Source organism: Streptomyces sp. NPDC046759, from assembly GCF_040645475.1.
Classification (GTDB): domain Bacteria; phylum Actinomycetota; class Actinomycetes; order Streptomycetales; family Streptomycetaceae; genus Streptomyces.
Map to the genome: position 1 here is coordinate 141,192 of NZ_JBEYYJ010000022.1, position 25,336 is coordinate 166,527.

Here is a 25,336-nt window from a genome sequence, read left to right on the forward strand (position 1 = left end):
GGTGTGGACCTCAGCCTATCGAGATCCGTTCGCACACCCGAATCCCGGCCCACGCCTTGAGCGGCGGGCGCGACCTGAACGAACCGTACCCTTGCCGCCATGCGACACGGTTCCATTGCGGGCGCCCACGGGCGCGTCCGGCCTCTCACCCTGCTCGGCGACCCGGCGCTGCGCGAGCAATGCCGGGAAGTCACCGAATTCGGCCCCGAACTGGCGGCCCTCGTGGAGGACCTCTTCGCCACGATGTACGCGGCGCGGGGAGTCGGACTGGCCGCGAATCAAGTGGGGGTCCCTTTGCGGGTGTTCGTCTATGACTGCCCGGATGACGATGATGTGCGGCATCTGGGACATGTGGTGAATCCGCGTCTGGTGGAGACGGACGGGGTGGTGATCCGGGGCCCGGAGGGCTGTCTGTCCCTGCCGGACCTGGAGGCGGGGACCGAGCGCTACGACCATGCGGTGGTCGAGGGTTTCACGGCGGAGGGGGAGCCGGTGACCGTGCACGGCACGGGCTTCTTCGCCCGGTGCCTGCAGCACGAGAACGACCACCTGGAGGGCCGGGTGTACGCGGACCACCTCACGGGGTGGCGGAAACGGAGATTGCTGAGGCAGATCGGGCGAGCTTCCTGGCACCGGTGAAGCGGCCCGGCCGTCAGAACCCCGGACCTCCCATCCTGTCCCCCGCAGCGGCGAGGCGACCCCACAGCAGATCCGCGAGCGAGCGCACCAACTCGGCCCGGGAGCAGGGCCGTTCGCCGAGCCACCAGTCGCCGGCGGCGTGCATCATCCCGACGATCCCGTGCCCCCACACCCGGGCGAGCTGCTGGCTCTCCGGCCCGAGGTCGACCCGCTCCTCGATCACCTGGGCCAGCTCCTCGCCCATCCGTCGCAGGAGCGGGGCGGAGTGCTTGCCGACGTCGAACCCCTGGTCGCCCCCGGCGCTTCCCTCTGCCGGATGCATCAGGAACCGGTACACCTGGGGCCGTGCCTCGATCGCGGCGAGATACGTGTCCAGCGTCGACTCCACCCGCTCCCGCCGGTCCGCCGGAGCGTCCAGCGCCGCCCGCAGTGAATCGAGCAGCGCATCCGTGTGCCGTTTGGCCAGGGCCGCGTAAAGACCGCCCTTGTCGCCGAAGTGCCGGTACAGGATCGGCTTGGTGATTCCCGCCTCGGCCGCGATCGCGTTCATCGACGCCTGCGGGCCGTCGCGGAGCACCACCCGGTCGGCGGCCTCCAGCAGCTCGCGCCGTCGGCGGTCGGCGGACCGCTGCTGATCGGTCCGCTGTGTGGTGTCCATGTGCTCTCCCCACCCGTGCTGATTCGGTGACGCCAGCGCAAACTAACACTGACTGTGCCACTGACATCGAACGGGATACCGAGGCGTCATCGGAGGTTGACTTTTCCTACCGGTCGGTAACAGACTTGTGTTACCGCTAGTAACACTGTACTGCCGCCGCTGGAGGGGACATGGCCGAGTTCACCATGGAGCTGAACGACGAACAGAAGGAAGTCCGGGACTGGCTCCATGGCTTCGCCGCCGACGTGATCCGCCCCGCGGCCGCCGAGTGGGACGAGCGCGAGGAGACCCCCTGGCCGGTCATCCAGGAGGCCGCGAAGGTCGGCATCTACTCCCTCGACTTCTACGCGCAGCAGTACTTCGACGCCACGGGCCTCGGCATCCCGATGGCCATGGAGGAGCTGTTCTGGGGCGACGCGGGCATCGCCCTGTCCATCGTCGGCACCGGTCTCGCGGCCGTGGGCGTCCTCGCCAACGGAACCGAGGAACAGATCGGCACCTGGATCCCGCAGATGTACGGCGACGTCCACGACGTCAAGGTCGCCGCGTTCTGCTCCTCCGAGCCCGACGCCGGCTCCGACGTGGCCTCCATGCGCACACGCGCCGTGTACGACGAGGCGACGGACGAGTGGGTGATCAACGGCACGAAGACCTGGGCGACCAACGGCGGCATCGCCAACGTCCACGTCGTCGTCGCCAGCGTCGACCCGGAGCTGGGCTCCAAGGGCCACGCGTCCTTCATCGTCCCGCCGGGCACGCCCGGCCTGGCCCAGGGCCAGAAGTTCAAGAAGCACGGCATCCGCGCCTCGCACACCGCCGAGGTGATCCTCGACGACGTCCGCGTCCCCGGTTCCTGCCTGCTGGGGGGCAAGGAGAAACTGGACGAGCGTCTCGCCCGCGCCCGGGAGAGGGCCGCCAAGGGCGGGGAGCGCGTGAAGAACGCGGCGATGGCCACGTTCGAGGCGTCCCGCCCGGCCGTCGGCGCGATGGCGGTCGGCACCGCCCGGGCCGCGTACGAGGTCGCCCTCGACTACGCCAAGACCCGCGAGCAGTTCGGCCGGCCGATCATCGACAACCAGGGTGTGGCCTTCCAGCTCGCCGACATGCGGACGCAGATCGACGCCGCGCGGCTGCTGGTCTGGCGGGCCTCCTGGATGGCGGTCAACGGCAAGCCGTTCACGGCGGCCGAGGGGTCGATGTCCAAGCTGTTCGCCAGCGAGACCGCCAAGAAGGTCACGGCGCAGGCCGTTCAGATCCTCGGAGGCAACGGGTACACCCGGGAGTACCCGGTCGAGCGGATGCACCGGGACAGCGCGATCTACACGATCTTCGAGGGCACGAGCGAGATCCAGCGTCTGGTGATCGCCCGTACCCTCTCGGGGATGCCCCTTCGCTAACGATGCCTGAGCGGCGTCAGCTGCTCGATGTCGTACTTGGCCCGCAGCGCCTCGATGGCCTCCTGATCGGGCGGGCCACCGTTCCCCAGGATCTCCAGCAGCTCCTCGAAGTAGCGCTCGTGGTCGGGTGGGGGAGAGGCCTGGAAGAACATCTTCGCCGGTGTGTCCGTCGGGTTCGCGAACGCGTGCGGGCACCCCGGCGGTACGACGATGACCGTGCCCGGGGTCGCCCGCACCACCCGGCTGCCCGAACTCGACTCCCACGTCTTCCAGTTGTCGGGGGTCCGGATGCGTGGCTCGAAGGCGAGGACGTCCAGTTCGCCCTCCAGGACGTAGAACAGCTCCTCGCTGCGCGTGTGCACATGGGCACCCACGTCGAAGCCCGGCGGGACCTCCACCTCGAAGGTGGAGGCCATCCGCGAATGGGTGCCGGTGACCTTGAACGTCACCCGCTGGGCCGGTGTTTCGACGACACGGCCGTGGCCCGGCGGTACGTACAGTCCCTCGGTCTCCGTCATCGGCCGTTCACCAGGTCACCGGCAGGGCCTCGGGGCCCCGGATCAGCGCGCCCTTCTTGAAGGGCACCCTCTCCGGCGGCACGGCCAGCTTCAGACCCGGCACCCGGTCCAGCAGGGTGTCCACCAGCAGCTCCGACTCCAGCCGGGCGAGCTGGCCGCCGGGGCAGTAGTGCGGGCCGAAACCGAAGGAGACGTGCGGGTTCGGGCTGCGGGAGAAATCGATGGTCTCCGGGTCGGGGAAGACGTCCGGGTCACGGTTGGCGGCCAGGTAGGAGTTGTACACCGCGTCGCCCGCGCGGATCCGCACGCCCCGGATCTCCACGTCCTCCAAGGCGATCCGGGACAGGCCGACCGCGTTGCGGTGCGGGATGTAGCGCAGGAGCTCGTCGATCGCCCTGGGGCGGATCTCCGGCTCCGCGCGCAGTCGCTGCACCAGGTCGGGGCGGGTCAGCAGCAGGTAGAACATCTGCCCGCTGTTGTTGGTGACCGCCTCGCCGCCGATCTGCAGCAGACCGGCGAGCCCGACGGCTTCCCCGAGCGTCACCTCGCCCCGGCCCACCGCGGCGCCGAGCAGTGAGGTGACGTCCTCGGCCGTGCTGTTCTCGCGCAGCCCGATGAGGTCGGAGAAGTAGGCGGCCATCTCCCGTTTGGCCTTCTCGCTGACCTCCTTCCCGTTGGAGGAGGACAGGATGAGCTGGGTCCAGGTGTGCATGGTGTGCCGGTCGGCGGCCGGGACCCCCATCAGCTCGCAGATCACCGCGATCGGGAACGGGCTGAGGATCGTGGCCGTGAGATCGGCGGGCGGGCCGTCCTGGAGGAGCTCGTCGACCAGCTCCTCCAGCATGGCGCGCGCCTTCTCCCGCACCCGTTCCACACCCTTCGCGGTGAACGCGGCCGCCACCGAGCGGCGCAGCCGGGTGTGGTCGGGCGGGTCGAGGAAGCCGACCGCGCCCGGGTCCGGGATGAAGTGCGGAGCCAGCCGGGTGACCGGCTTCTCCATGACCGCCTCGCGGCTGAACCGGGGGTCGTTGGTCACCATGCGCACGTCGTCGTACCGGGTCACCAGCCAGGCCCAGCCCTCGCCGTTCGGCAGCTGGATACGGGTGACCGGTCCCTCGCGCATCAGCTCGGTCAGCACCGGGTCGAAGTCCGTCCCGGTCAGGTCGAGCGCCGGCCAGTGCCGGATCGGGGGCAGGGTCTCGGTGATCGTCTCTTCGGTCATGCCGTACTCATGCCGTTTCTCGGTCGGCGCTGCGCCAGCGGCCCAGCGCCATTTCCGCGGTGATGCCGGGTCCGAACCCGGCGAGCAGCCCGCGCGCCCGGTTCTCGGCGCCGCCCTCGTCGAACAGCCGGCGCAGCGCGTCCAGCACGACTCCGGAGGCGATGTTGCCGTACTCCGTGAGGGTGGCCCGGCTGAACCGGAAGGCGTGCGGGTCGACCTGGAGGAACTTGCTCAGGTCGTCGAGGATGCGGGGGCCGCCGGCGTGGACGATGTAGAAATCCAGGTCGGAGGCGTCCCAGCCGTGCATGCCGGCCAGGTCCTGCAGCGCCGGTGCCAGCGGCTCCATGGTGGCCGGCACCCGCTTGTCCAGCAGGAAGTGGAAGCCGGTCGCCCGGACGTCGTACATGATCCACTCTTCGGTCTTGGGGATCAGGTACGAGCCGTTGCGCTCCAGCTCGATGCCGGTGCCGCCCTTGCCGCGGACCACGGCGGCGGCTATGCCGTCACCGAACAGGCCGTTGGAGAGCAGCGAGCCGACGCCGAGGTCCGTCGGCTGGTAGCACAGCGAGCAGAACTCGCAGGCCACGATCAGCGCGTTGGCCTCCGGGTAGGCCGAGCAGAAGTCGTGGGCGCGGTTGATCGCCGCGCCGCCGGCCGCGCAGCCCAGCTGGGCTATGGGGAGCTGTCGGGTGGTGGGGTCGAAGTCCATTTCGTTGATCAGCCACGCCGTGAGCGAGGGCATCATGAAGCCCGTGCACGAGACGTAGACGATCACGTCGATGTCGGTGGTGAGGAGTTCCGCGTCGTCGAGAGCCCGCTGGATCACCGCGGGGACCCGGGCCTTCGCCTCGGCTTCGTAGAGCTTGTTCCGCTCCTCGAAGCCGGGATGCCTGAGGGTCTCCTCGATGGGCTGCACGATGTGCCGCGTCTTGACACCCGTGTTCTCTATCAGCCGCAGTGCGAGCGGCAGTTGAGGGTGGTCCGCGTGGCGGGAGCGCGCCAGCTCCAGCGTCTCCTCCATCGTGATCACGTGTTCCGGAACCGACACCGAGGGTCTGCACAAAGTCGCCATGAACCGTGCCTGCTTTCACCTTTCGGAAGGCCGGAGCCCGCCGGTCAGAGAGTCGTCCACCTCAAGAGGTGGTCCACCCACGATCACCCGGGCCGGCGACGATCTCTCGCCGAACTACTCCAGACCGGGGACCCCCGTGCCAGGCTCGGACGGGAAGCCGCACGTCGGCGGGAGGGAGAACACCATGACCGTGACGGCCACGGATCCGCTGCGGACGACCACCGGCGCACTTGCCCCGGACCCGGGGGCCAACGCCTTCGTCGCGCGCGTGGAGCGCGGTGAGGCGCCCGTGGAGGGCCTGGCGAGGCTCGCCCTGGAACAGCAAGGGGTGATCCCCGCCGACCGCCGTTCCTTCGAGCGCCTGGCGAACCGTGCCGCCCCCGGGTCCGCTGCCTTCTTCACCACCCTGGCGGCGGGCGAGGAACTGGCGGCCACCCGTCTGGAGGCCTTCGCGCGGGCCTGCGGGGTGACGGAGGACCGCTCGCGCGCCCACGCCCCCCTGGCCGGCTGCCAGGCCTGCCCCGCCTACGTCTCCTGGCCGGCCCTCAACGCCTCCCCGGCGGACGTCGTCCTGGCCCTCACGGCCAACTTCTCCGCCTGGGGCGGCTACTGCGCCCGTGTCGCCGAGGGCCTGCGCACCCCCTACGGCTTCACGGCGGAGGCCTGCGGGTTCTTCGACACCTTCGCCGAACCGGCGCCGGACCTCGACCGGCAGGCGACGATAGCGGTCCAGGAGGGCCTGGACACGGGCACACTGGACCCGGACAGGGCCTGCACCTACGGAAGTCTGCTCCAGGTTTACGAGGGGATGTTCTGGACGTCGCTGGGTTAGGGCGCGCCGCTGCTGTGCGCGATGCACGCCACGTCGATGCGATCCGCGAGCTTGGCCAGTTCGATGGTCAGAGCCGCCACCGTGTCCTCGTCCAGCCCCTGCTCCCCGGCCTCGACAAGCCGCAGCCATCGCCCGCCCACGGTCCGCAGCAACTTACTCACGTCGGCCGCAGCCACCTGCAAGGTACCGCGGTCGTCGACGATCAGAGGCAGGGTCACTTCGCGGTTCACAAAGGGGATGGTAGCCGTGCAGTGCTCACGCACCCTGCCAAACCGTGGTGATGTTGCAGAACTCCCGGATACCGTGCCCGGACAGCTCACGGCCGTATCCGGACCGCTTGATCCCGCCGAAGGGGAAGGCCGGATGGGAGGCGGTCATCCCGTTGACGTACACGGACCCGGCCTCCAGATCGCGCGCGAACCGCTCGATCTCACTCTCCTCCCGCGTCCAAACGTTCGAACTCAGTCCGAACGGGCTGTCGTTCGCGATGAGCAGCGCCTCGTCCAGGTCACCGGCCCGGTACAGCGTGGCCACCGGGCCGAACGCCTCCTCACGGTGGATGCGCATCTCCCGGGTCACGCCGGCGATCACGGTGGGCGGGTAGAACCAGCCCGGGCCGTCGGGGCGTTTCCCGCCGCACAGCACCTCGGCACCGGACCGCCTGGCGTCGTCGACCAGCTCCTCGAGGTCGGCCCGGCCGCGCTCGCTCGCGAGCGGCCCGATGTCCGTGCCCTCGTCCATCGGGTCACCGGTCCTGAGCGCCTTCATGCCCGCGACGAACTTCTCGGCGAATGCGTCGTAGACGTCGGAGTGCACGATGAACCGTTTGGCGGCGATGCAGGACTGTCCCGTGTTCTGCGTCCGTGCGGTCACCGCGATCCCGGCCGCCCGGTCCAGGTCGGCGGAGGGCATCACGACGTACGGGTCGCTGCCGCCCAGCTCCAGCACCGTCTTCTTGATCATCTCGCCGGCGGTGGAGGCGACCGCCCGGCCCGCCGGCTCGCTGCCCGTCAGGGTGGCCGCCTTGACCCGCTCGTCGCGCAGGATGTCGTCCACCGCCGCAGAACCGATCAGCAGCGTCTGGAAGCAGCCCTCCGTGAAGCCCGCACGGTGGAACAGGTCCTCCAGGTACAGGGCCGTCTGGGGGACGTTGGAGGCGTGCTTGAGCAGGCCCACGTTGCCCGCCATCAGCGCGGGCGCGGCGAACCGGATCACCTGCCACAGCGGGAAGTTCCACGGCATCACCGCCAGCACGGGGCCCAGGGGCCGGTACCGCACCCGGACCCGCAGGGCGCCGGAGTCCTTCACGTCCGACTCGGCGGGCTCCTCCTCGGCCAGCAGGCCCTCGGCGCGTTCGGCGTACCAGCGCATCGCCTTGGCGCACTTCGCGGCCTCCGCGCGGGCCTGCCTGATCGGCTTGCCCATCTCGGTGGTCATCATCCGGGCCACCTCCTGCTGATCCTCGTCCAGCAGGTCGGCGGCCTTGTTCATCAGCCGGGCGCGGTCGGCGAACGCGGTCGTCCGGTAGGTGCGGAACGTGGCCTCGGCGAGCTGGAGCCGGCGCTCCAGCTCCTCCTCGCCCATGGGCTCGTACGTCTTGAGCGTCTCGCCGTTCGCCGGGTTCACCGTCGCGATGGGCATGGCTGACCTCCCTGGGAGCGGGCTTGCTTCGACCTTCGCGCGCGGTACGTCCGTCCGCAACGCGTGAGGTCCGCTTCAGCCCGAGTGCTCCGCCAGCCGGTCGAGAAACGCGGTCTGTGCCGCGATGATCACCTCACGGGCCCGCTCCAGGCCGAGCCACGCCACGCGGTCCAGCTCCGGGAACTCCTGCACCCGGCCGGACCGCGGGGGCCACTCCATGGCGAAGGTGCCGGGGGTGAAGCCGCTCAGGTCAGGGTCGGCCCGCACGGCCCACGCCGTGACGATCTTGCCGTTCTTCTGCGTGACCTCGCCCAGCGGTACGGCTTCCCCGTCGGGCGGCACCAGCCCCAGTTCCTCCTGGAACTCGCGCCGGGCGGCCTCCCGGGCCGGCTCGCCGGGTTCGTACTCGCCCTTGGGAACCGTCCACGCCCCGGCCTCCTTCTTCGCCCAGAGGGGACCGCCCATATGGCCGAGCAGTACCTGGAGTCCCTCGTCGGTGTGCCGGAACAACAGCAGTCCCGCGCTGCGCCTCGTCGTACGCGCCGTCACGGCTCGACCTCCGGGTGGGCTGCCAGCAGGGCCTCCACGGTATCGGCCTCCTCGGGCCGTTTGTCCTCGCGGTAGCGGACCACGCGGGCGAAGCGCAGGGTGACGCCGGCCGGGTAGCGGGAGGAGCGCTGGAGGCCGTCGTAGGCGATCTCCACGACGAGTTCGGGGCGGACCCGGACCACCCAGCCGTCGTCCTGGACGGCCAGCTGCCGCAGCCGCTCGGTCTGCCACGTGAGCATCGCGTCGGTCATGCCCTTGAAGGTCTTGCCGAGCATCGCGAAGCCGCCGTCCGGGTCGCGGGCCCCGAGGTGCAGGTTGGACAGCTTGCCGGTGCGGCGGCCGTGCCCCCACTCGGCGGCCAGCACGACCAGGTCGAGGGTGTGGACGGGCTTGACCTTCAGCCAGGCGGCGCCGCGCCGGCCCGCGCTGTAGGGCGCGTCCAGCGCCTTGACCACCACACCCTCGTGGCCGCGGGTCAGGGTGTCCGCGAGGAAGCGCTCCGCCTCCGCGATGTCCTGCGGCCCCCGGGCGACCGTGCGGCGCACCCGCATCGGCTCGGGAACCAGCCGGGCCAGCTCCGCGTGCCGCTCGCCGAAGGGCAGGTCCAGCAGGTCGTTGCCGTCCACCGACAGGGCGTCGAAGAAGACGGGGGAGACGGGGGTCTCCTCGGCCGCCCTCGCGACGTCCGTGCGGGATCCGACCCGGCCCGCCGTCTCCTGGAAGGACCGGGGCCGCCCGGCCGCGTCGAAGGAGATCACCTCGCCGTCCAGGATGAACCGCTCGCCCGGCAACTCCCGTGCTGCAGCGGTCACTTCGGGCAGCCGGTCGGTGATGTCGTCCAGGGTCCGGGTGTGCACCCGGACCGTGTCGCCGTCCCGGTGGACCTGCACCCGGATGCCGTCCAGCTTCTCCTCCACCGCGCAGGCACCCAGCTTCTCCACCGCCTCGGCGACGGAGGACGCACTGTGCGCCAGCATCGGCAGCACCGGACGGCCCACCGTGAGGCGGAACCGGTCGAGCGTGACGGGCCCCTCGCCGAGCAGGGCCTGGGCGACCGTCTGCAGCGACCCGGCGAGCATCACGGCCCGCCGTACGGCGGCCGGATCGGCGCCGGTCGCCCGGGCCAGGCCCTCCACCGCGACCGCGTCCAGGGCGCCCTGCCGCACCTCGCCGGTGAGCAGGCCTCGCAGGAACCGCTGCTCCTCCTCGGTGGCCGCGCCCATCAGCTCCCCGACGAGCCGGGCCCGCTCGGCCTGCGAGCCCGGACCGGACACCTTGCCCAGCTCGCTGAACTGGACGTCGACCTCGCGGACGGTGAGGGAGGGCTCGGCGGCCGGGGGCACCGGGCGGCCCAGCACCTTCCAGCCGACGCCGATCCGGCCCTGCGGCAGCCGCCCGGCCAGGTACGGGATGACGATCGGCACGTCGTCCGCCCCGGCCTCCTGGAACAGCTCCGCGAGCAGCTCCGTCTTGCGGGACCGCGCCGCCGTCGCGGCGACCTCCCGTGACACCTGGGCGAGCCGGGTCAGCAACATGCCCTCAGGGTGCACCGGGGGAGCGTGGTCCACACCCGGGCTGCGTGGTCCGGTCCGCGATCAGCGACTCCCCGTCGATCGCCGCCCCTGCCCGGTAGCCCCGACTCGCCGCGTTGATCACCTGCTCCGCGGAGCCGCCGCCGTTGCCCGCCGCCCACGGGCCGGGCACGGCGGATGGCCACACCGGGCTCCGGCTCGCTGGGGGCACCCCCTGTGGGGGAGCCCTCCCTGCTCGCGTCGGCCACCCGGTCCCGGACCAGTTCCACGCCGTGGCGCCGGTCATGACGCGACGGTCGCCCGGAGCATGCCGGATTGACAAACATAGTTGCCGGTTCTGCAATGGTGGCCATGAACACGACGGACGACGTACTGGCGGAGGTGGGCGCCCGGCTGCGCCGCATCCGCAAGGAGCGGGAGGTGACCCTGGCCGCGCTCTCCGAGGCCACCGGCATCTCGGTCAGCACCCTGTCCCGGCTGGAGTCCGGCCTGCGCAGGCCCAGCCTCGAGCTGCTGCTGCCGATCGCCCAGGTCCACCGGGTGCCGCTGGACGAGCTGGTCGGCGCGCCGCCGGTGGGGGACCCGCGGGTGCGGGCCGAGCCGATCGTGCGCGGCGGACGCACCCACTGGCCGCTCACCCGCCGGCCCGGCGGCCTCCAGGCCTTCAAGGTCCTGGAGCCGCAGCGCGTGCAGGAGCCCGATCCGCGCACCCACGAGGGGTACGAGTGGCTGTATGTGCTGTCGGGGCGGCTGCGGCTGGTCCTCGGCGAGCACGACGTGGTGCTGGCCCCGGGGGAGGCCGCCGAGTTCGACACGCGCGTGCCCCACTGGTTCGGGTCGACGGGGCAGGGGCCGGTGGAGTTCCTCAGCCTGTTCGGGCCGCAGGGCGAGCGGATGCACGTGCGGGCGCGGCCGGCCCGCAAGTGACGCGGCGGCCGCCGGCAGGGACCCTGCGGCGCGGCAGTGACACGGCCGACCCGGACCGTGACGCGGTCGGCTGTTCCCTGATCGGCAAGCGACCGCTTAGTATGTCGACGGACCCGGTCAGAGACGAAGCAGTTCCGTGGAGGCCCCGCATGCAGGCATGGCAAGTGCACGAGAACGGCGAGCCGAGCGCGGTGATGCGCCTGGCGGAGGTGGAGCGGCCCACGCCCGGTGACGGCCAGGTGCTCCTGCGCGTGCGCGCCGCCAACATCAACTTCCCGGACGCGCTGCTGTGCCGCGGGCAGTACCAGGTGCGCCCGCCGCTGCCGTTCACGCCCGGTGTGGAGATCTGCGGCGAGACCGAGGACGGCCGCCGGGTGCTCGCCAACCCCGCTCTGCCGTACGGCGGCTTCGCCGAGTACGCCGTCGCCGACACCCGTGCCCTGCTGCCGGCGCCGGAGTCGCTGGACGACGCCGAGGCCGCCGCCCTGCACATCGGCTACCAGACGGGGTGGTTCGCCCTGCACCGGCGTGCCCGGCTGGAGGCCGGTGAGACCCTGCTCGTACACGCCGCCGCGGGAGGCGTCGGCAGCGCCGCCGTCCAGCTCGGCAAGGCGGCCGGCGCCACCGTGATCGGCGTCGTCGGCGGCGCGGACAAGGCCGCCGTGGCCCGCGAAATGGGCTGTGACGTGGTGGTCGACCGGCGCTCCGAGGACGTGATCGCGGCCGTCAAGGAGGCCACCGGCGGCCGGGGCGCCGACGTGATCTACGACCCGGTCGGCGGCGAGGCCTACGCCCAGTCCGCCAAGCTCGTCGCCTTCGAGGGCCGGATCGTCGTCGTCGGCTTCGCGAGCGGCACCATCCCCAGCCCGGCCCTCAACCACGCCCTGGTGAAGAACTACTCGATCCTCGGCCTGCACTGGGGCCTGTACGCCACCAAGAACCCCAAGCTCATCCTGCGCTGCCACGAGGAACTGACCGACCTGGCCGCCCGGGGCGCGATCAAGCCGCTGGTGAGCGAGCGGGTGCCGCTCGGCGAGGCCGCCGCGGCCGTGCAGAAGGTGGCGGACGGCCGGTCCACCGGCCGCATCGCCGTCGTGATGGAGGGAGCAGCATGACCGACGCCGAAGAACTCCGCCGCCGGACACGGGAGTTGCTGGCAGCGCACCCACCGGCTCGGACCGGCCGCCTGGAATTCCTGCGCGCCCGTTTCGACGCCGGACTCGCCTGGGTGCACTACCCCGAGGGCCTCGGCGGACTGGGTGCCCCGCGCTCCCTGCAGGGCGTCGTGGACGCCGAACTGGAGGCCGCCGGCGCCCCCGACAACGACCCCCGGCGCCTCGGCATCGGCCTCGGCATGGCCGCGCCGACGATCCTCAAGTACGGCACCGAGGAGCAGAAGCGGAGCCTTCTGCGGCCGCTGTGGACCGGGGAGGAGGTCTGGTGCCAGCTGTTCAGCGAGCCCGGCGCCGGCTCCGACCTGGCCGCGCTCGGCACCCGGGCCGTCCGCGAGGGCGAGGACTGGGTCGTCAACGGACAGAAGGTGTGGACCTCCAGCGCGCACCTCGCCCGCTGGGCCATCCTCATCGCCCGCACCGAGCCGGACGTGCCCAAGCACGCGGGCATCACGTACTTCATCTGCGACATGACCGACCCGGGCGTCGAGGTCCGGCCGCTGCGCCAGATCACCGGCGAGGCCGAGTTCAACGAGGTCTTCCTCACCGACGTCCGCATCCCCGACTCCCGCCGCCTCGGCGAGGTCGGCGACGGCTGGCGGGTCGCCCAGACCACGCTGATGAACGAGCGCGTCTCCATCGGCGGCATGGCCCTGCCCCGCGAGGGCGGCATGATCGGCCCCGTGTCCACGACCTGGCGCGAACGCCCCGAGCTGCGCACCCACGAACTGCACCAGCGCCTGCTCAGGCTGTGGGTCGAGGCCGAGGTCTCCCGCCTCACCGCCGAACGCCTGCGCCAGCAGCTCGTCGCCGGCCAGCCCGGCTACGAGGGCTCCGGCATGAAGCTCGCCTTCGCCCGGCTCAACCAGGAGATCAGCGGCCTCGAGGTCGAACTCCGCGGCGAGGAAGGCCTGTTGTACGACGACTGGACCATGCGCCGCCCCGAGCTGGTCGACTTCACCGGCCGTGACGCCGGCTACCGCTATCTGCGCTCCAAGGGCAACAGCATCGAGGGCGGGACCAGTGAGGTGCTGCTCAACATCGTCGCCGAGCGGGTCCTCGGCCTGCCCGCCGAGCCGCGCACCGACAAGGACGTCGCATGGAAGGACCTGGCCCGATGACTAAAGCGCCGGACCTGCTGTACTCCGAGGAGGAAGAGGCGCTGCGCGCCGCCGTGCGCGACCTTCTCACGGACCACTGCGCGCCGGCGGACGTGATCGGCCGCGTCGAGTCCGACGCCCCGCACGACCTCGCCCTGTGGAAGTCCCTCGCCGAGGGCATGGGCCTGGCCGGTCTCCTGGTGCCCGAGGAGCAGGGCGGCCAGGGCGCCTCGGCCCGGGAAGTGGCCGTCGTGCTGGAGGAACTGGGCCGGGCGGTCGCGCCCGTGCCCTACCTCACCAGCGCGGTGGTGGCCACCGAGGCCCTGCTGGCCTGCGGCGACCAGGAACTGCTGGGGCAGCTGGCCTCCGGTCGCACCATCGGCGCGCTCGCGGTCGCCCTGCACTCGGCCCCGGACGCCGCCGTCACGGCGGTTCGGCTGGAGAACGGCGGCCTGCACGGTGAGTTGACCGGCATCGCCGACGCGGCCGTGGCCGACGTCCTGCTCGTCCCGGCCGACGACGGCGGTCTCTACGCCGTCCCCGCCCACGCCGCGACGGTCACCCCGCAGACCTCCCTGGACCTCACCCGCCCGCTGGCGACGGTACGACTCGAGGGTGCCGCCGGCCGCCGCGTCGGCGACGCGGAACCCGCGGTGCGCCGGGCGCTGCGCGCCGCCGCCGGACTACTCGCCTCGGAACAACTCGGCGTCGCCGACTGGACGTTGACCGAGACGGTCCGCTACCTGAAGGAGCGCAAGCAGTTCAACCGGCCGGTCGGCGGCTTCCAGGCGCTCAAGCACCGGCTCGCCCAGCTGTGGCTCGAGGTCGTCAACCTCCGGGCGGCCGCCCGCGCAGCCGCGGACGCGCTCGCCTCCGGCACGGACGCCGACGTCTCGGTCGCCGTCGCGCAGGCCTACGCGGCGCCCGTGGCCGTCCACGCCGCCGAGGAGGCACTGCAACTGCACGGCGGCATCGGCATGACCTGGGAGCACCCGGTCCACCTGTACCTCAAGCGCGCCAAGGCGGACTCGATCGCCTACGGCACGGCGGGCGCCCACCGCGCGGCACTGGCCGAACTGATCGACCTCCGGGCGCCCTGACACAAGCCCGTGGAAGCCCGCCCCGCACGGGGCGGGCTTCTTCGTGCGCCCGCTTCGCCACGCACTGCTCCCCCGAGGTGAACAACGCGCCAACTCCCCGCGAGACCAGGCGCGTTGAGTGGCCAGGCCACGCATACTCTCCCCGGTCCCATCCGGCACCTCAAGGGAGGCAGAGCATGGCCCTCACCACCCGTCGCAGAGCCCTCAGCGCCCTCGGCGCCGCGCTCGCCGGCGCGGTCGTACTGCCCGCGTCGCAGGCCCGGGCGGCCGGCTCCCACCGCGGTCCGCGCCCGCTGTGGAACGCGCACGCCCACAACGACTACGAGCACCCCCGGCCGCTGTTCGACGCTCTCGACCACCGCTTCGGCAGCGTCGAGGCCGACATCTTCCTCGTCGGCGACCAGCTTCTCATCGGTCACGACTCCTCCGAGCTGGACCCGAACCGGACTCTGGAATCCCTCTACCTGGACCCGCTCGCCGCCCGCGTCCGCGCCGGGCACGGCTCGGTGTACCGGGGCCGGCGCAGGCCGCTGCAACTCCTGATCGACATCAAGACCGAGGGCTCGTCGACGTACCTGGAACTCGACCGCCATCTGCGCCGCTACCCGCACCTGTTCACCCGCTGCGCGCACGGGCGGGTGCACCCCGGGCCGGTCACCGCCGTCGTCTCCGGCGACCGCGCCGCCCGCATCCCCATGGAGGCGCAGGAAGAGCGCCGCGCCTTCTACGACGGTCGGCTCACCGACCTCGCAAGTACCGCGCCGGCCACCTTCATCTCGCTGATCAGCGACAACTGGACGCAGAACTTCACCTGGACGGGCGAGGGCGCGTTCCCCGACGCCGAGCGGCAGAAGCTGCGGAGCATCACGGCCGCCGCGCACGCGCGGGCGCAGCAGGTGCGGTTCTGGGCCACCCCGGACGCCGCGGGCCCGGCCCGCGACGCCCTGTGGACGGAACTGCTCGCCGCCGGTGTCGACTACCTCAACACCGACGACCTGGCCGGCCTGGAAACCTTCCTGGACGCCCACCCCACCCCGTAACACCACACGTTTGGGGGACACGTCAGCCGCCCGGACGGACCCTCCGCTACGCCACACTTGCGGCCGAAACGCCACTCAAGGGGCGTGGCGGAGGAGGTTCCCGATGGCCGTTTCCATCTCTGTGGTGCTGCTGCTCCTGATCCTGGCCGTGATCTTCATTCGCAACTGCTCGCTGAAGATCTCCCACGCCCTGGTCTGCATGCTGCTCGGCTTCTTCCTGGCCGGTACCAGCATGGCGCCCACCATCAGCAGCGGGCTCACCACGACCGCCGACCTGGTGAGCAGCCTGCGGCCCTGAGCTCAGCCGGCCGAGAACACCCCGATGCCGTTCGCGACGGGACGCTCGGCGCCACCACTCGGGTGGTTGCGGACCGCCACCGCGCTCGCACCGTCGTTACGGGTGACCAGCTCGGTGGAGCCGCCGCCGTCGAGGTTGAACGCGTCGGACGCGCCCAGCGAGCGCATGGTGCCCGCCTCCTCCGCGACGGTCATCCCGGTCCGGTACTCGGCGGCCCCGTCCAGAGCCAGGATCAGCAGCTGCCGTCCGCCGCCCTTGAAGCCCACCACCGTGCGCACCGCCGAGGTCCCGTTGTCCAGACCGGACAGCTCCTTGCCGCCCTTGAGGACCGGGAAGCCGCCGATCGCGAACGCGTACGGCACCCCGGACGAGGCCGCCACCAGGGAGTGCCTCACGGTCACCGCGTCGCCGACGGCCAGCTTGCGCAGCCGCTGCGCGCCCTCCTCGCGTCCCACCAGAACCGTGGTGCCCGCCGGGATCGAGCCGCTGCCCGGCGTGTCGGACGCGGAGACCACCCGGCCGTCCCGCACCTTCACCTCGTAGGTGTCGGTGCTGCACGGCGCCGACCGCTGGGTGTCGCTGCCGCAGACGGCACGCATCCGGGACGCGCTGCCCCACCGTGCGGTGAAGGCGCCGACGGAGTTCTCCGCGAGTGCGTACTGGTTGAGGCCCTTCAGGGGGAACGCGCCGTCCGGCGTGTCCACGCTGCCGGCGAGGGAGAGGCGGTCCAGCCGGGCCCGCCGGTCGGTGCCCACGCCGAAGACGTCCTGCGTGCCGGTGCCCGGCGGCAGCGCGGGTCCGAACCGCTGGCCGTCGGGCACCGCCGCCTTGAGTACCTGACCGTCCGCGATCGCCGGTCCCACGCTCGCGCCGGTGGCCTCCACGCCGGGGTGCTGGGTCTCGGTGATGTTGAAGAAGTCACCGTTGACCCCCGCGACAGCCCCCGCGGAGTCCGCCATGTGGGAGACGGTGGCCCGGGCCGCCACCGCACCCGGGTACAGCAGGTCCACACGGACGTGCGGATCGGCCAGGTCGATCGTGAGGAGATGGGCGTGCGCCGTGCCCGCGGCGGCGTCGACGTCGAACTGCCGGTAGGTGACACCCGGCGCGATGTGCCTGCCGACCGGTACCGCACCGGCCGGCGCGGCCCCCGCCAGGGCCGCACCGGACAGCACGCCGAACGCCGTGACAACCGTGAGAACCGCTCTGCCCGCTGCCGAACGCCTGCGACGTCTGGTCACCGTGCCCCCTGATGTCTCGTCAACTGTCCCTGTCGTACGGGTTTTACGGGGCAGTGCACCAGAGCGCGACGACCGCCGGGCCGACTAGCCGTCGACTACGCGAGAACGAGTGAGAAAACGCACCCCCTCGGGTGCTTCCAGGGAGAAGCCGCTACCCCGTCCCGGAACGACGTCCACGATCAGCCGGGTGTGGCTCCACGCCTGGTACTGGCTCCGGGACATCCAGAAGGTGACGGGCTCGGCCACGCCGTCCACGTCCAGCTCGGCCAGCAGTACGTCCGAGCCGCCGGTGCGGAATTCGCCGTCCGGGTAGCACATGGGTGCGCTGCCGTCGCAGCAGCCGCCGGACTGGTGGAACATCAGCGGACCGTGCTCGGCGTGCAGCCGCCGTACCAGGTCCGCGGCCCGGGGGGTGAGTTCGACGCGCGGGATTTTCTCATCCATGGGTCACCGTCCTGATGTGCCGGGGCGCGGTGCGTCGGACCTGAGACGCCGATCCAGTCTCACGGATCGTCACCGGCCCGTCCAGAACGCGTCGTCGGCCCGCCGGGACGGGTTCAGCGATGGCCCAGCACGTTCACCACCCGGCCGTTGGGGTCCCGCACGAAGAACCGTCGCACACCCCACTCCTCGTCCGTCAGCGGATGCACGATCTCCGCGCCGCGCTCGCGCATCGCCGCGTACGCCGCGTCGACGTCCTCGACCTCGATGCTCAGGTCCGGGGCGACGGGCGCGGTGCGGTCCTCGGTCATCAGGCTGAGCTGCGCGGTCGGGTTCCCGGCGGGGGCCAGCGTCACGATCCAGCCGTGGTTCATGACCTCCTCCAGCCCCAGCGCTCCGTAGAACTCCCTGCTCTGCGGCAGGGCGGCCGACCGGACGTTGGGCACGATGCGGCGTACGGACATCTCGCGGCTCCGAGGGGTGGCGGCTGTCGTGGACGCGGGAAAGGGTAGTCGGCAGCGGGCCTGCGAGGATGTGTCCATGTTCGCTTCGTCCGGCCGGCCCGAGCCGCGCTTCGTCCCCGACGGGGAACACCCGCTGTGGGACGAGGCGCTGGCGACCGTCAACCGGGATCTGGCGGCCACCGTGCCCGACCAGCCTCCCCTGCGTCTGATGGCCCACCCGGACTCCGGTGACCTGGACGAGCAGGTCTACGTGGCCCTCTCCAACGGCGACGCGCACGGGAATCCCCTGACACCGACGGACTCCGCCGCCGAAGCCCTGATGTCCGTGGCCGACGCTGCCCAGGAGACGGTCACGGAGTGTCTTTGGCGGGTGTGGCCGGTCTGCACCGTCCACGACCTCGGCATGCACCCACGGGACGTGGGCGGACGGCCGTCCTGGTGGTGCGCCGGCGGCTCCCGGCCCGCTGACCCGGCCCACGTCCGCGCGGCGGTGGGCGAACTGGAGACGGTCCACCGTCCCCGACGCCCGAACCGCAAGCGCCGCAAGGAGCGCAGGCTGCGCTGACCCGACCGGTGCCGTCCTGCGTGGCTGGACTCCAGCAGGCGCCGGCCGCGAGCGCCCCGGCCGTTCGGGTCCTGCCCGCCGACGCCGGCGAGGCCGCCCTCGTCGCGGTTGCGGCCCGGGGTGTCGCTCGGCGTGCGTGGACGGCGGGCGCGGGCGGGCCCGGTCGCAGCACTAGGAAGTGCGGTCCGAGGACCGGCGCCGTTCGCGGCGGGCCCGGCGGGCCTCGAACAGAAGGGGCAGCATCGACAGGACGACCACCACGGCGACCAGCGGCAGCAGATAGTCCTCGAGGTGCGGGACGGAGGAACCGAGGCTGTAGCCGGCGAGGACGAGCACCTGCGACCACAGCACCCCGCCGACCGTCTGCCAGATCGTGAAGGTTCGCCCGGGCACCTTCAGCGCACCGGCCACGGGGTGCAGGACCGTCCGCAGCAACGGCACGAACCGGCCGATGACCAGCGCCTTCCCGTAGCCGTACCGGGCCAGGAGATCCTCGGCCCGGGCGGCCGCCCTCTTCAGCCGCCGGTTGGAGGTACGGGACAGCAGCGCCCGTCCGCCGTGCCGCCCGATCAGATAGCCGACCTGCCCGCCGACCACCGCTCCCACCGCCGCGCACAGCAGCACCTGCCACAGCGCCAGCTTGGGCGGCTGGTCCGCACTGCCGGCGCACAGCACACCGGCCGGGAAGAGCAGCGTGTCACCGGGCAGGAAGAAGCCGAAGACCAGCAGACCGGACTCCGCGAAGATCACCACCAGGACGCCGAGCGCGCCGAAGGCGGCCAGCACCGAGGCGCTGTTCATCGGGTTGACGGCTATCACCTCGCCGCGCCTCCTGGCCTCCTCGCAGGGGTACTCGCTCACCAGCATCACCCGGCCGACCGTGAAACGCCCGCCTCGGGGGCGGAGAGACGGGCGCGGAGCCGGCGCGGGCGGAGAACGGCGGGGTGGTGGCCGGCGGGGCGGGGACCGGCGGTGCGGCACGGCGAGGGCGGTGACGGCGGTGAGCCGAAAGCGGTGGCGACGTGAACGCGCAGGTGGCGCCGACTTCGGTGCGGGCGCGGCAGCCGACCTGGACCGCGGGGGCGCCGGGGGATTCCACGGATCCGTCCGTCTCCATGAGGGCAAAAAGACCTTCGTGCCACTCCGGCTGCGGTCATGCGCCGCGGCGCTGCTCCTGGACGGCCTTCATCAGGTCCTCGATGGCGGACTGGGCGTCCTTGTCACGCGCGTCGTCGATCGCCTCGAGAACGACGGCCGCGGCCTCACGGATGTGGTGGGGAAGTCCTTCCGCGGCCGCGACGTGGTAAGCGGCCTTGCGGCGGGCCATGCGCTCGGCGGAATCCACTGCGCCGGGGCCGGACAGCGGAAAGACGGCGGCCCGGTACGCGTATATGCCCAGCAGCATCATGTCCGTGATTCCGTCGGTGTACCCGAGCGCGACGGCCTCCCCCCAGCCTTTCCGCATGGTCACGACCATGCGACGGCGGGACAGGGCCGTACCCAGGGCCGCGCCGCCTCCCAGGGAGAGGGCGCAGGCGACGGCCAGGAACGGTCCGCCCCAGGCGAAGCCGGTGAACCCTCCGAGGACCGCGAGCGCGAAGGTCCATCCGATCGCTGTCCGGGAGCTTATCTGCTCGGGTGTCGTGTCCATGATGGGAGTGTCCCAGCCGATACGGACAGCACCGCTTCCGGGGTGGCCGCCGGCGCAGACCTCGGCGAGCCACGCCGGTCGACCCTGCCGCACACGCCCCTGCCGGGCGAGGGGCGGCCGGCAGGGGCGGCCATGGTCGTCACCTCCTGGGAACTCGTCGGTCGGGCTGTCGCTACTTGGTGCCGAGACCGGCGTCGTCGACCTCGCTCTTGCCCTCGGCCTTGAGGACCTTGTTGAGCAGAGTGAGGTCGTAGATGCCCTTCAGATCGGGCTTGTCCAGCAGGCCGGCCGTCACCGCGTGCTCGGCCTCGGTGTTGAGAGTGGAGGCCAGGGGGTCGTCGAGGAAGGTGATGGACTTCCAGGCCGGATCGATGACGTCCGCGGGCAGTGCCTTGCCCGACAGCTTCTCCAGCGCCGTGTTGGCGGACGCCTTCGCCTTCGCCGGGTTGGCGTTGATCCACTCGTTCGTCTTCACCGAGCCGCGCAGTACGGCCTCGACGACGTCCGGGTGCTTCTTGAGGAAGTCCTGCCGCACCACGATGTTCGTGATCACGAACTTCTTCGCGGGCCACAGTGCCGACTCGTCGAGCAGTACCTTCGCGCCCTCGGCGACCAGCTTGGACGCGGTCGGCTCGGGCACCCAGGCGCCGTCGATGGAGCCGGACTTGTAGGCGTCCGGGGTGATCTTGTTGTCGGTGCGGACGACGGAGACGTCACCCTTGCCGCTCTGCGCGTCGACCTTCCAGCCCTGGCCGGCGATCCAGTTGAGGAACGCCACGTCCTGGGTGTTGCCGAGCTGAGGGGTGGCGATCTTCTTGCCCTTGACGTCCTTCAGGGACTTGATCTTCTTCGGGTTCACGACCAGCTTCACGCCGCCGGAGGCGGAACCGCCGATGATCCGCAGGTTCTTGCCGAGGGACTTGGTGTAGCCGTTGATGGCGGGGGAGGGGCCGATCCAGCCGATGTCGATGGACCCGGCGTTGAGCGCCTCGATCTCGGAGGGGCCGGCGTTGAAGGTGGCGGTCTTGACCGTGGTGCCGCCGAGCTCCTTCTGGAACAGGCCCTCCTGTACGCCCACGAGAGCGGTGGCGTGCGTGAGGTTGGGGAAGTAGCCGATCTTCACCTCGTCGGCGGAGAGCTTCCGGGCACCCGCCGCGACTGCGGTCTTCTTCCCGTCGTCAGTGGACTTGGAGCCGTACCCGCAGGCGGTCAGCAGGACGGGGAGCGCCGCCATGACAGCGATGGTGCGCAGGGCGGTGAGCGGTCTCGGGGCAGACACGTGGGTGTCCTCTCAGGGATCGGGTCATCAGGGACATACGGCAAAGCGAGGCGGCGGGTGGGCGGCACCTGTGCTCGACTCGCCGACCCGCGGCAGCAGGAAGGCCGTCTCGGGTCGGGGAGCGGATCGTGGGGGGCGTGTGATGCGCCTCCGTCACGGCCGTGCCGCGCCACGACCGTGCGGGTGGGGAATGCGGGCGGCGCTGCCAGGCGACGGTGACCCACCCGCCGAAGCCGGCGCGACGGTGGAATGCACCGGGTTTCTGTGCGGTGCCGGCGAGGTGTGCGGACGGCTCAGACGGGCTGACACATGGCACTGGACGTGCGGCCGAAGTCGATGTGGCGACGCGACGTCAGCAGGGGCAGCAACAGGAGTGTGCGGTCCGGTGCTCTCATGACCTCACCCCGCATTCCCTGGTTTCCCTAGCTGGTTGGTAGGGATCGTGGCAGAAGGCGGCGCCCTCCCCAAGAGGGTGTTCGCATGATGGACGACCGCGTCTCGCGTTCTGGGATTCGGGTGAACGGCTCAGCGGGTCAGGGGTTCACCCACGCACCTGGAACGTCGCTCAACGCCGACAGTTCAGCGGGTAGTCGGGCGTCTGCGACGTCGGCCAGTGACACGCCATCGAGGATCTCGCGCACATGGGACCGCAATGCGATCCACAAGGGGAGCAGCGACTCGGCCGGGCCGGTGTAGGACAGCTCCGGAGGGCGGACCCCACGCACCGAGACGAGCGGTCCGTCCACGACGCGGATGACGTCGGCGATGCTGATGGACTCGGCGGGCCTGGCCGGCCGGTAGCCGCCGTTGCCACCGCGCCGGCTGAGGACGAGACCGCCCCGGCGCATGTCGTTCAGGATGCTCTCGAGAAACTTGTGCGGTATGTCCTGAGCGCCGGCGATGGCCTCGGCCTTCATCGGCCCGTCGTCCCGTGACGCGGCGAGCTGCAGCGCGGCACGTACCGCGTAATCCGCCCTGGCTGAGATCCGCATGTGCCCATTGTCCCGTACCGCCTCGGTCGGCATCCGCCGTGGGCAGGCCGCCGGGCGGGCGGATCCCGCCGCCGGTCCGCCCTGGGACCGCAGGCCGCGGCGGAGGTGCAGTGGGAGGCGTCGTCGCCCTTGATGACCTGGCCGAGGGCGCTGCCGTCGACACCGGTGAGGCCGGGCGCCGGTCGGCCGTCTGTCCGCCCGGGGCTTCCCCGCTCTCCATGGCCGCCTACCTCCCGCGCGGCGGACTCCGGTGGACGTACCGGACGCCGGTTCCGGCTGAGGCGGTGGTGCCGCTGGTGCCGGCCGCAGCGGCCCTTGCCGCCGAGGGCCCCGTCCGCCCCGTGTCGCGCCGGCTCGAGCACAGCCCACATGGCCGCGAAGGCGCGGCCGACCAGCACGACGTGGCCAGTAACGGTCAGACTGGCAGGACGAACGGCGGATGCGCGCCGTTGAGGTAGTAGTCCCCCACATCGCGGAGCCGGTGAGCGACCGGCTCATACAGGGTGTGGGTGCGGGCGTTGCGCCAGAAGCGGTCGAAGCCGAGCCGTGAGGACGCGGAGCGGGCGCCGACGATGTCGAGGGCGCGGGCGGTGGACTCCTGCGCGGCCCGGGAGGCGGCGGCTTCGGCCATGGCCACGAGGACGGAGATGTCCGCGTACTCCTCGTAGGTGAGGTCTTCGCCGCGGGTCAGCCCGTGGCGCACGGCGTCCAGCGCCTGATCGGCGAGTGCGGACGCGGAACGGGTGAGGACGGTGAGTTCCCCGTAGGCGGCCAGGACCTGCGGGTCCTGGGCGGAGTCGCCCGTCCGGGCGGGGTGCCGGGGCGAGTGACCCGCCCGGCTGTACTCCCGGGCTTCGTCGAGTACTCCCTCGGCCATGCCGAGGCGGAGCTGGACGGAGAGGAGCCGCCCGACCGGAGAGGCCAGGGCAGTCGGGGGAGACAGGACGTCCTCGTCCGCGGAGAGGGAACCGACTACGTCGTCGGCGGCCACCGGTACGGCGTCGAACTCCACGCTCGCACCGGCCGCGAGGCGCTGGCCGAAGGTGTCGGCGTCGCCATCGACACTGACGCCGGGGTGGGCGGGGTCGAGGACGACGGCGAGTGGTTCGCCGCTGCCGGCCCGCACGGCCCGTACGGCGAGGCGGTCGGCGACCAGGACTCCCGTGGAGTAGCTCTGCCGGCCGTTGAGCACATGGCCGCCGCGAGCTCTGCTCAACGTCAGAGGCGATTCCTGACGGGCCAGACCGCCACCCCAGCACCACTGCTCCGTCGCGCACTGCCGCTCCAGTCGAGCGGCGCGAGAGCGATCAGTGAGGAACCGGGCGCTCCACGACAGGAAACAGTGACAGCCGAGCAGTTGACCGATCGCGCCGTCGGCTGCGGCGATCTCCCGGACCACGGCGTAGGCCGTGGGCCAGTCCGCGCCGCCTCCTCCCGACTCGGCCGGTACGAGGAGCGTCAGCAGTCCCGCCTCGCGCAGGCGGCACACCTCGTCGAACGGGACCTTGCCCGCCTGCTCCCGGGCCGCTGCGTCCGTGGCCAGGTCGTCCGCCGTCTCGCGGGCCACGCGCAGCCAGTGCGCCCGGCCTGGCCCGTTCCGGCCGGACTCCGAAGCGGAGCCGGACGGCGCAGTGGCAACGCCCATGGCGGAGGCCTCCTCAAGGTCAGTGACACGAAGGGGTGTTGGGGTGCCGGCCGGGCACGTGCCTGGAGCCCACTCGCCGTACGGTGACGATCCGGTGTCGGTGCGCCGCGCTCATAGGGGTGGAAGCGCCGTGGTCATGGCGGTCGTCCTTCGGAAGTACGCCGGGACATCAGGTGCAGCGGAAAGGGGCCCGCCTGATCGCCCGGGGTGGGCGGGAGGGAGCGGAGCGGCGCGCTGCTACGTGTCAGCCGTGTGCCTTACGCACGACAGCAGGCGGCGCTGGCGACGTGACCAAAGTCGACATGCCTACGACGAACGAGTCGTTGCTGCGCGGGGGACATGTGCATCATCCTGCGCACCGCGCTGGGGAACGTCAATGTTTCCCTAGTAAACCGATAGGAAATGTAGGGAACGCCACACCGTGGGAGCGGCTGGTCGCGTACGCGCCCGGCGCGGGGAGCGGCGAGAACCGGACGGGGTGCGATGTCCGGCCCACAGGCGGTTCGTTCCGGCTCACCGGAGCAACTTGCCCGCCGGCGTCGCGGCGTTGTACGAGCCCCAGCCGGTGGTGAAGTCCCAGCCGGTGGCCGCGAAGTGGGCGCCGTTGCTGCCGCTGGTCATGTTGTGGACACCGGTGCCGCTCACGGAAGTACAGGGCGGGGTTGGCGAAGCCGAGGTTGGCCTTGCCGCCTTGCCGGCCGCCGGGGCCTGCTGGTTGTACAGGGCGGCGAACGCCGCCCACTCGGGTGCGGCGGCGCTGGTGCCGCCGACCGTGCTCCAGGAACCTCTTGAAGCCCGAGGACTTGCCGCCACCGCCGCCGGACCAGGCCGAGCAGCGCGATCTTGTGGCCGCTGCTGTTCATGACAACTTGCGCGGCTTCGCGGTGTCAATTGCGGCTGTCCCGGGGCCCGCGGCGCCCGCACGACCCGAGCGTGCGGCGTGACCGGCGGACGACCGCCATCCACCGCACTGCCGGTGGTCGAGGCCGGCCCGGGCGAAGGCAAGGACGCCGTCCGGGCCCGCGTCTGCGCCCGAGCCCGGCCGGCGGTCGACCTCGCGGAGGAGTCCCGCGCGGGTACATCGTGTGGAGTGCGGTGCAGCGCGCGGACCAGGCAATGGATGACATGGCCTGGGTCCGTCCCCGAAGGGACGTCTCTCAACGCTTCCGCCTACGCCCGCCCCGGCCCGCCGTCGCCCGGCCGGCCGCCGCCGCGCCCCCGGTTGGCGATTCCGCCTGCGGACCGGGGCGGTCGGCCGAGACGACCAGGGCGGCGAGGAGTGTGGTGACCGGTACGGAGGCGACCAGTCCGATGGATCCGACCAGGGTGCGTACGATCTCTTCGGCGACCAGTTCGCTGTT

Annotated in this window: 28 protein-coding genes and 1 pseudogene; 10 read left to right on the forward strand and 19 right to left on the reverse strand. The window is 71.7% G+C overall.

What is annotated here, in order from left to right; translation table 11 throughout:
- The first annotated feature begins 99 nt into the window (after window positions 1–99).
- Window positions 100–639 (forward strand): peptide deformylase, encoded by a 540-nt coding sequence (def, locus tag ABZ919_RS27590; RefSeq protein ID WP_361252857.1) that lies wholly within the window; start codon window positions 100–102, stop codon window positions 637–639.
- A 13-nt stretch (window positions 640–652) separates the two neighbouring features.
- On the opposite strand, the gene ABZ919_RS27595 is transcribed toward def, so the two are convergent.
- The gene (locus ABZ919_RS27595) at window positions 653–1,297 is read right to left on the reverse strand and encodes a TetR family transcriptional regulator (protein WP_361252859.1); all 645 of its coding nucleotides are present in this window, start codon (window positions 1,295–1,297) and stop codon (window positions 653–655) included.
- 170 nt (window positions 1,298–1,467) lie between these two features.
- Here ABZ919_RS27595 and ABZ919_RS27600 point away from each other — a divergent pair, with 170 nt between their 5' ends.
- Window positions 1,468–2,694, forward strand: coding sequence for an acyl-CoA dehydrogenase family protein (locus tag ABZ919_RS27600; protein WP_361252861.1), 1,227 nt, complete (start codon window positions 1,468–1,470; stop codon window positions 2,692–2,694).
- On the opposite strand, the gene ABZ919_RS27605 is transcribed toward ABZ919_RS27600, so the two are convergent.
- From ABZ919_RS27605 to ABZ919_RS27615, 3 genes are read right to left on the reverse strand one after another with little or no spacing between them, the layout of a single operon-like run.
- Window positions 2,691–3,212 (reverse strand): cupin domain-containing protein, encoded by a 522-nt coding sequence (locus ABZ919_RS27605; RefSeq protein ID WP_361252863.1) that lies wholly within the window; start codon window positions 3,210–3,212, stop codon window positions 2,691–2,693. The genes ABZ919_RS27600 and ABZ919_RS27605 overlap by 4 nt on opposite strands.
- 7 nt (window positions 3,213–3,219) lie before the next feature.
- On the reverse strand, window positions 3,220–4,434 hold the full coding sequence (locus ABZ919_RS27610) for a cytochrome P450 (RefSeq protein WP_361252867.1): 1,215 nt from the start codon (window positions 4,432–4,434) through the stop codon (window positions 3,220–3,222).
- 7 nt (window positions 4,435–4,441) lie between these two features.
- Window positions 4,442–5,506, reverse strand: coding sequence for a type III polyketide synthase (locus ABZ919_RS27615; protein ID WP_361252869.1), 1,065 nt, complete (start codon window positions 5,504–5,506; stop codon window positions 4,442–4,444).
- A 184-nt stretch (window positions 5,507–5,690) separates the two neighbouring features.
- Here ABZ919_RS27615 and ABZ919_RS27620 point away from each other — a divergent pair, with 184 nt between their 5' ends.
- Entirely contained in the window at window positions 5,691–6,338 is a 648-nt protein-coding gene (locus ABZ919_RS27620; protein ID WP_361252871.1) for a transcriptional regulator, read from the forward strand.
- On the opposite strand, the gene ABZ919_RS27625 is transcribed toward ABZ919_RS27620, so the two are convergent.
- From ABZ919_RS27625 to ABZ919_RS27645, 5 genes and pseudogenes are all read right to left on the reverse strand, one after another.
- Window positions 6,335–6,568, reverse strand: coding sequence for a DUF6213 family protein (locus tag ABZ919_RS27625; protein ID WP_079048970.1), 234 nt, complete (start codon window positions 6,566–6,568; stop codon window positions 6,335–6,337). The two genes, ABZ919_RS27620 and ABZ919_RS27625, sit on opposite strands and share 4 nt — an antisense overlap.
- Window positions 6,569–6,593: 25 nt before the next feature.
- Complete coding sequence (locus ABZ919_RS27630; RefSeq protein WP_361252874.1) at window positions 6,594–7,979, reverse strand: NADP-dependent succinic semialdehyde dehydrogenase; 1,386 nt, start codon at window positions 7,977–7,979, stop codon at window positions 6,594–6,596.
- 75 nt (window positions 7,980–8,054) lie between these two features.
- Complete coding sequence (locus ABZ919_RS27635) at window positions 8,055–8,528, reverse strand: NUDIX domain-containing protein (protein ID WP_361252876.1); 474 nt, start codon at window positions 8,526–8,528, stop codon at window positions 8,055–8,057.
- On the reverse strand, window positions 8,525–10,063 hold the full coding sequence (locus ABZ919_RS27640; RefSeq protein ID WP_361252878.1) for an ATP-dependent DNA ligase: 1,539 nt from the start codon (window positions 10,061–10,063) through the stop codon (window positions 8,525–8,527). Before ABZ919_RS27640 ends, ABZ919_RS27635 begins: the two co-directional genes overlap by 4 nt.
- Window positions 10,064–10,067: 4 nt before the next feature.
- Window positions 10,068–10,238 (reverse strand): annotated as a pseudogene (locus ABZ919_RS27645) (thioredoxin reductase); the annotation flags it as partial.
- Window positions 10,239–10,411: 173 nt separating this feature from the next.
- Between ABZ919_RS27645 and ABZ919_RS27650 the strand changes: the two are divergent.
- The 6 genes from ABZ919_RS27650 to ABZ919_RS27675 all read left to right on the forward strand — a co-directional run bounded on the left by ABZ919_RS27650 (window position 10,412) and on the right by ABZ919_RS27675 (window position 15,697).
- Window positions 10,412–10,987, forward strand: coding sequence for an XRE family transcriptional regulator (locus ABZ919_RS27650; protein WP_361252880.1), 576 nt, complete (start codon window positions 10,412–10,414; stop codon window positions 10,985–10,987).
- 149 nt (window positions 10,988–11,136) lie between these two features.
- On the forward strand, window positions 11,137–12,102 hold the full coding sequence (locus tag ABZ919_RS27655; RefSeq protein ID WP_361252882.1) for an NADPH:quinone oxidoreductase family protein: 966 nt from the start codon (window positions 11,137–11,139) through the stop codon (window positions 12,100–12,102).
- Window positions 12,099–13,280 (forward strand): acyl-CoA dehydrogenase family protein, encoded by a 1,182-nt coding sequence (locus tag ABZ919_RS27660; RefSeq protein WP_361252884.1) that lies wholly within the window; start codon window positions 12,099–12,101, stop codon window positions 13,278–13,280. Before ABZ919_RS27655 ends, ABZ919_RS27660 begins: the two co-directional genes overlap by 4 nt.
- Entirely contained in the window at window positions 13,277–14,359 is a 1,083-nt protein-coding gene (locus ABZ919_RS27665) for an acyl-CoA dehydrogenase family protein (protein WP_361252885.1), read from the forward strand. The genes ABZ919_RS27660 and ABZ919_RS27665 overlap by 4 nt, the downstream gene beginning before the upstream one ends.
- 176 nt (window positions 14,360–14,535) lie before the next feature.
- Entirely contained in the window at window positions 14,536–15,399 is an 864-nt protein-coding gene (locus tag ABZ919_RS27670; protein WP_361252887.1) for a phosphatidylinositol-specific phospholipase C/glycerophosphodiester phosphodiesterase family protein, read from the forward strand.
- A gap of 103 nt (window positions 15,400–15,502) precedes the next feature.
- Window positions 15,503–15,697, forward strand: coding sequence for a hypothetical protein (locus tag ABZ919_RS27675; RefSeq protein ID WP_361252889.1), 195 nt, complete (start codon window positions 15,503–15,505; stop codon window positions 15,695–15,697).
- A gap of 2 nt (window positions 15,698–15,699) precedes the next feature.
- Here ABZ919_RS27675 and ABZ919_RS27680 read toward each other — a convergent pair whose 3' ends face one another.
- The 3 genes from ABZ919_RS27680 to ABZ919_RS27690 form a co-directional block, all read right to left on the reverse strand.
- Complete coding sequence (locus tag ABZ919_RS27680) at window positions 15,700–16,938, reverse strand: phosphodiester glycosidase family protein (protein WP_361252891.1); 1,239 nt, start codon at window positions 16,936–16,938, stop codon at window positions 15,700–15,702.
- Between the two features lie 84 nt (window positions 16,939–17,022).
- Window positions 17,023–17,382 carry a DUF779 domain-containing protein gene (locus ABZ919_RS27685; protein ID WP_361252893.1) on the reverse strand — a complete coding sequence of 120 codons (360 nt, stop codon included), beginning with the start codon at window positions 17,380–17,382 and terminating at the stop codon, window positions 17,023–17,025.
- Window positions 17,383–17,495: 113 nt separating this feature from the next.
- A complete protein-coding gene (locus ABZ919_RS27690) occupies window positions 17,496–17,843 on the reverse strand; it encodes a VOC family protein (RefSeq protein WP_361252895.1) in 348 nt (115 codons plus the stop codon).
- Window positions 17,844–17,919: 76 nt separating this feature from the next.
- Here ABZ919_RS27690 and ABZ919_RS27695 point away from each other — a divergent pair, with 76 nt between their 5' ends.
- On the forward strand, window positions 17,920–18,408 hold the full coding sequence (locus ABZ919_RS27695) for a hypothetical protein (RefSeq protein ID WP_361252896.1): 489 nt from the start codon (window positions 17,920–17,922) through the stop codon (window positions 18,406–18,408).
- Between the two features lie 171 nt (window positions 18,409–18,579).
- On the opposite strand, the gene ABZ919_RS27700 is transcribed toward ABZ919_RS27695, so the two are convergent.
- From ABZ919_RS27700 to ABZ919_RS27730, 7 genes are all read right to left on the reverse strand, one after another.
- Entirely contained in the window at window positions 18,580–19,227 is a 648-nt protein-coding gene (locus tag ABZ919_RS27700; protein ID WP_361252912.1) for a DedA family protein, read from the reverse strand.
- A 334-nt stretch (window positions 19,228–19,561) separates the two neighbouring features.
- Entirely contained in the window at window positions 19,562–20,059 is a 498-nt protein-coding gene (locus tag ABZ919_RS27705) for a hypothetical protein (protein WP_361252898.1), read from the reverse strand.
- Window positions 20,060–20,231: 172 nt separating this feature from the next.
- Window positions 20,232–21,338 carry an aliphatic sulfonate ABC transporter substrate-binding protein gene (locus tag ABZ919_RS27710; protein ID WP_361252900.1) on the reverse strand — a complete coding sequence of 369 codons (1,107 nt, stop codon included), beginning with the start codon at window positions 21,336–21,338 and terminating at the stop codon, window positions 20,232–20,234.
- A 533-nt stretch (window positions 21,339–21,871) separates the two neighbouring features.
- Window positions 21,872–22,330 carry an Rrf2 family transcriptional regulator gene (locus tag ABZ919_RS27715; protein WP_361252914.1) on the reverse strand — a complete coding sequence of 153 codons (459 nt, stop codon included), beginning with the start codon at window positions 22,328–22,330 and terminating at the stop codon, window positions 21,872–21,874.
- A gap of 415 nt (window positions 22,331–22,745) precedes the next feature.
- The gene (locus ABZ919_RS27720; RefSeq protein WP_361252902.1) at window positions 22,746–23,975 is read right to left on the reverse strand and encodes an acyl-CoA dehydrogenase family protein; all 1,230 of its coding nucleotides are present in this window, start codon (window positions 23,973–23,975) and stop codon (window positions 22,746–22,748) included.
- A gap of 513 nt (window positions 23,976–24,488) precedes the next feature.
- Window positions 24,489–24,620, reverse strand: a complete 132-nt coding sequence (locus ABZ919_RS27725; RefSeq protein WP_361252904.1) for a hypothetical protein — start codon at window positions 24,618–24,620, stop codon at window positions 24,489–24,491.
- Between the two features lie 512 nt (window positions 24,621–25,132).
- Window positions 25,133–25,336, reverse strand: a 204-nt coding sequence (locus ABZ919_RS27730) for a YibE/F family protein (protein WP_361252906.1), incomplete at its 5' end; no start/stop codon positions are given.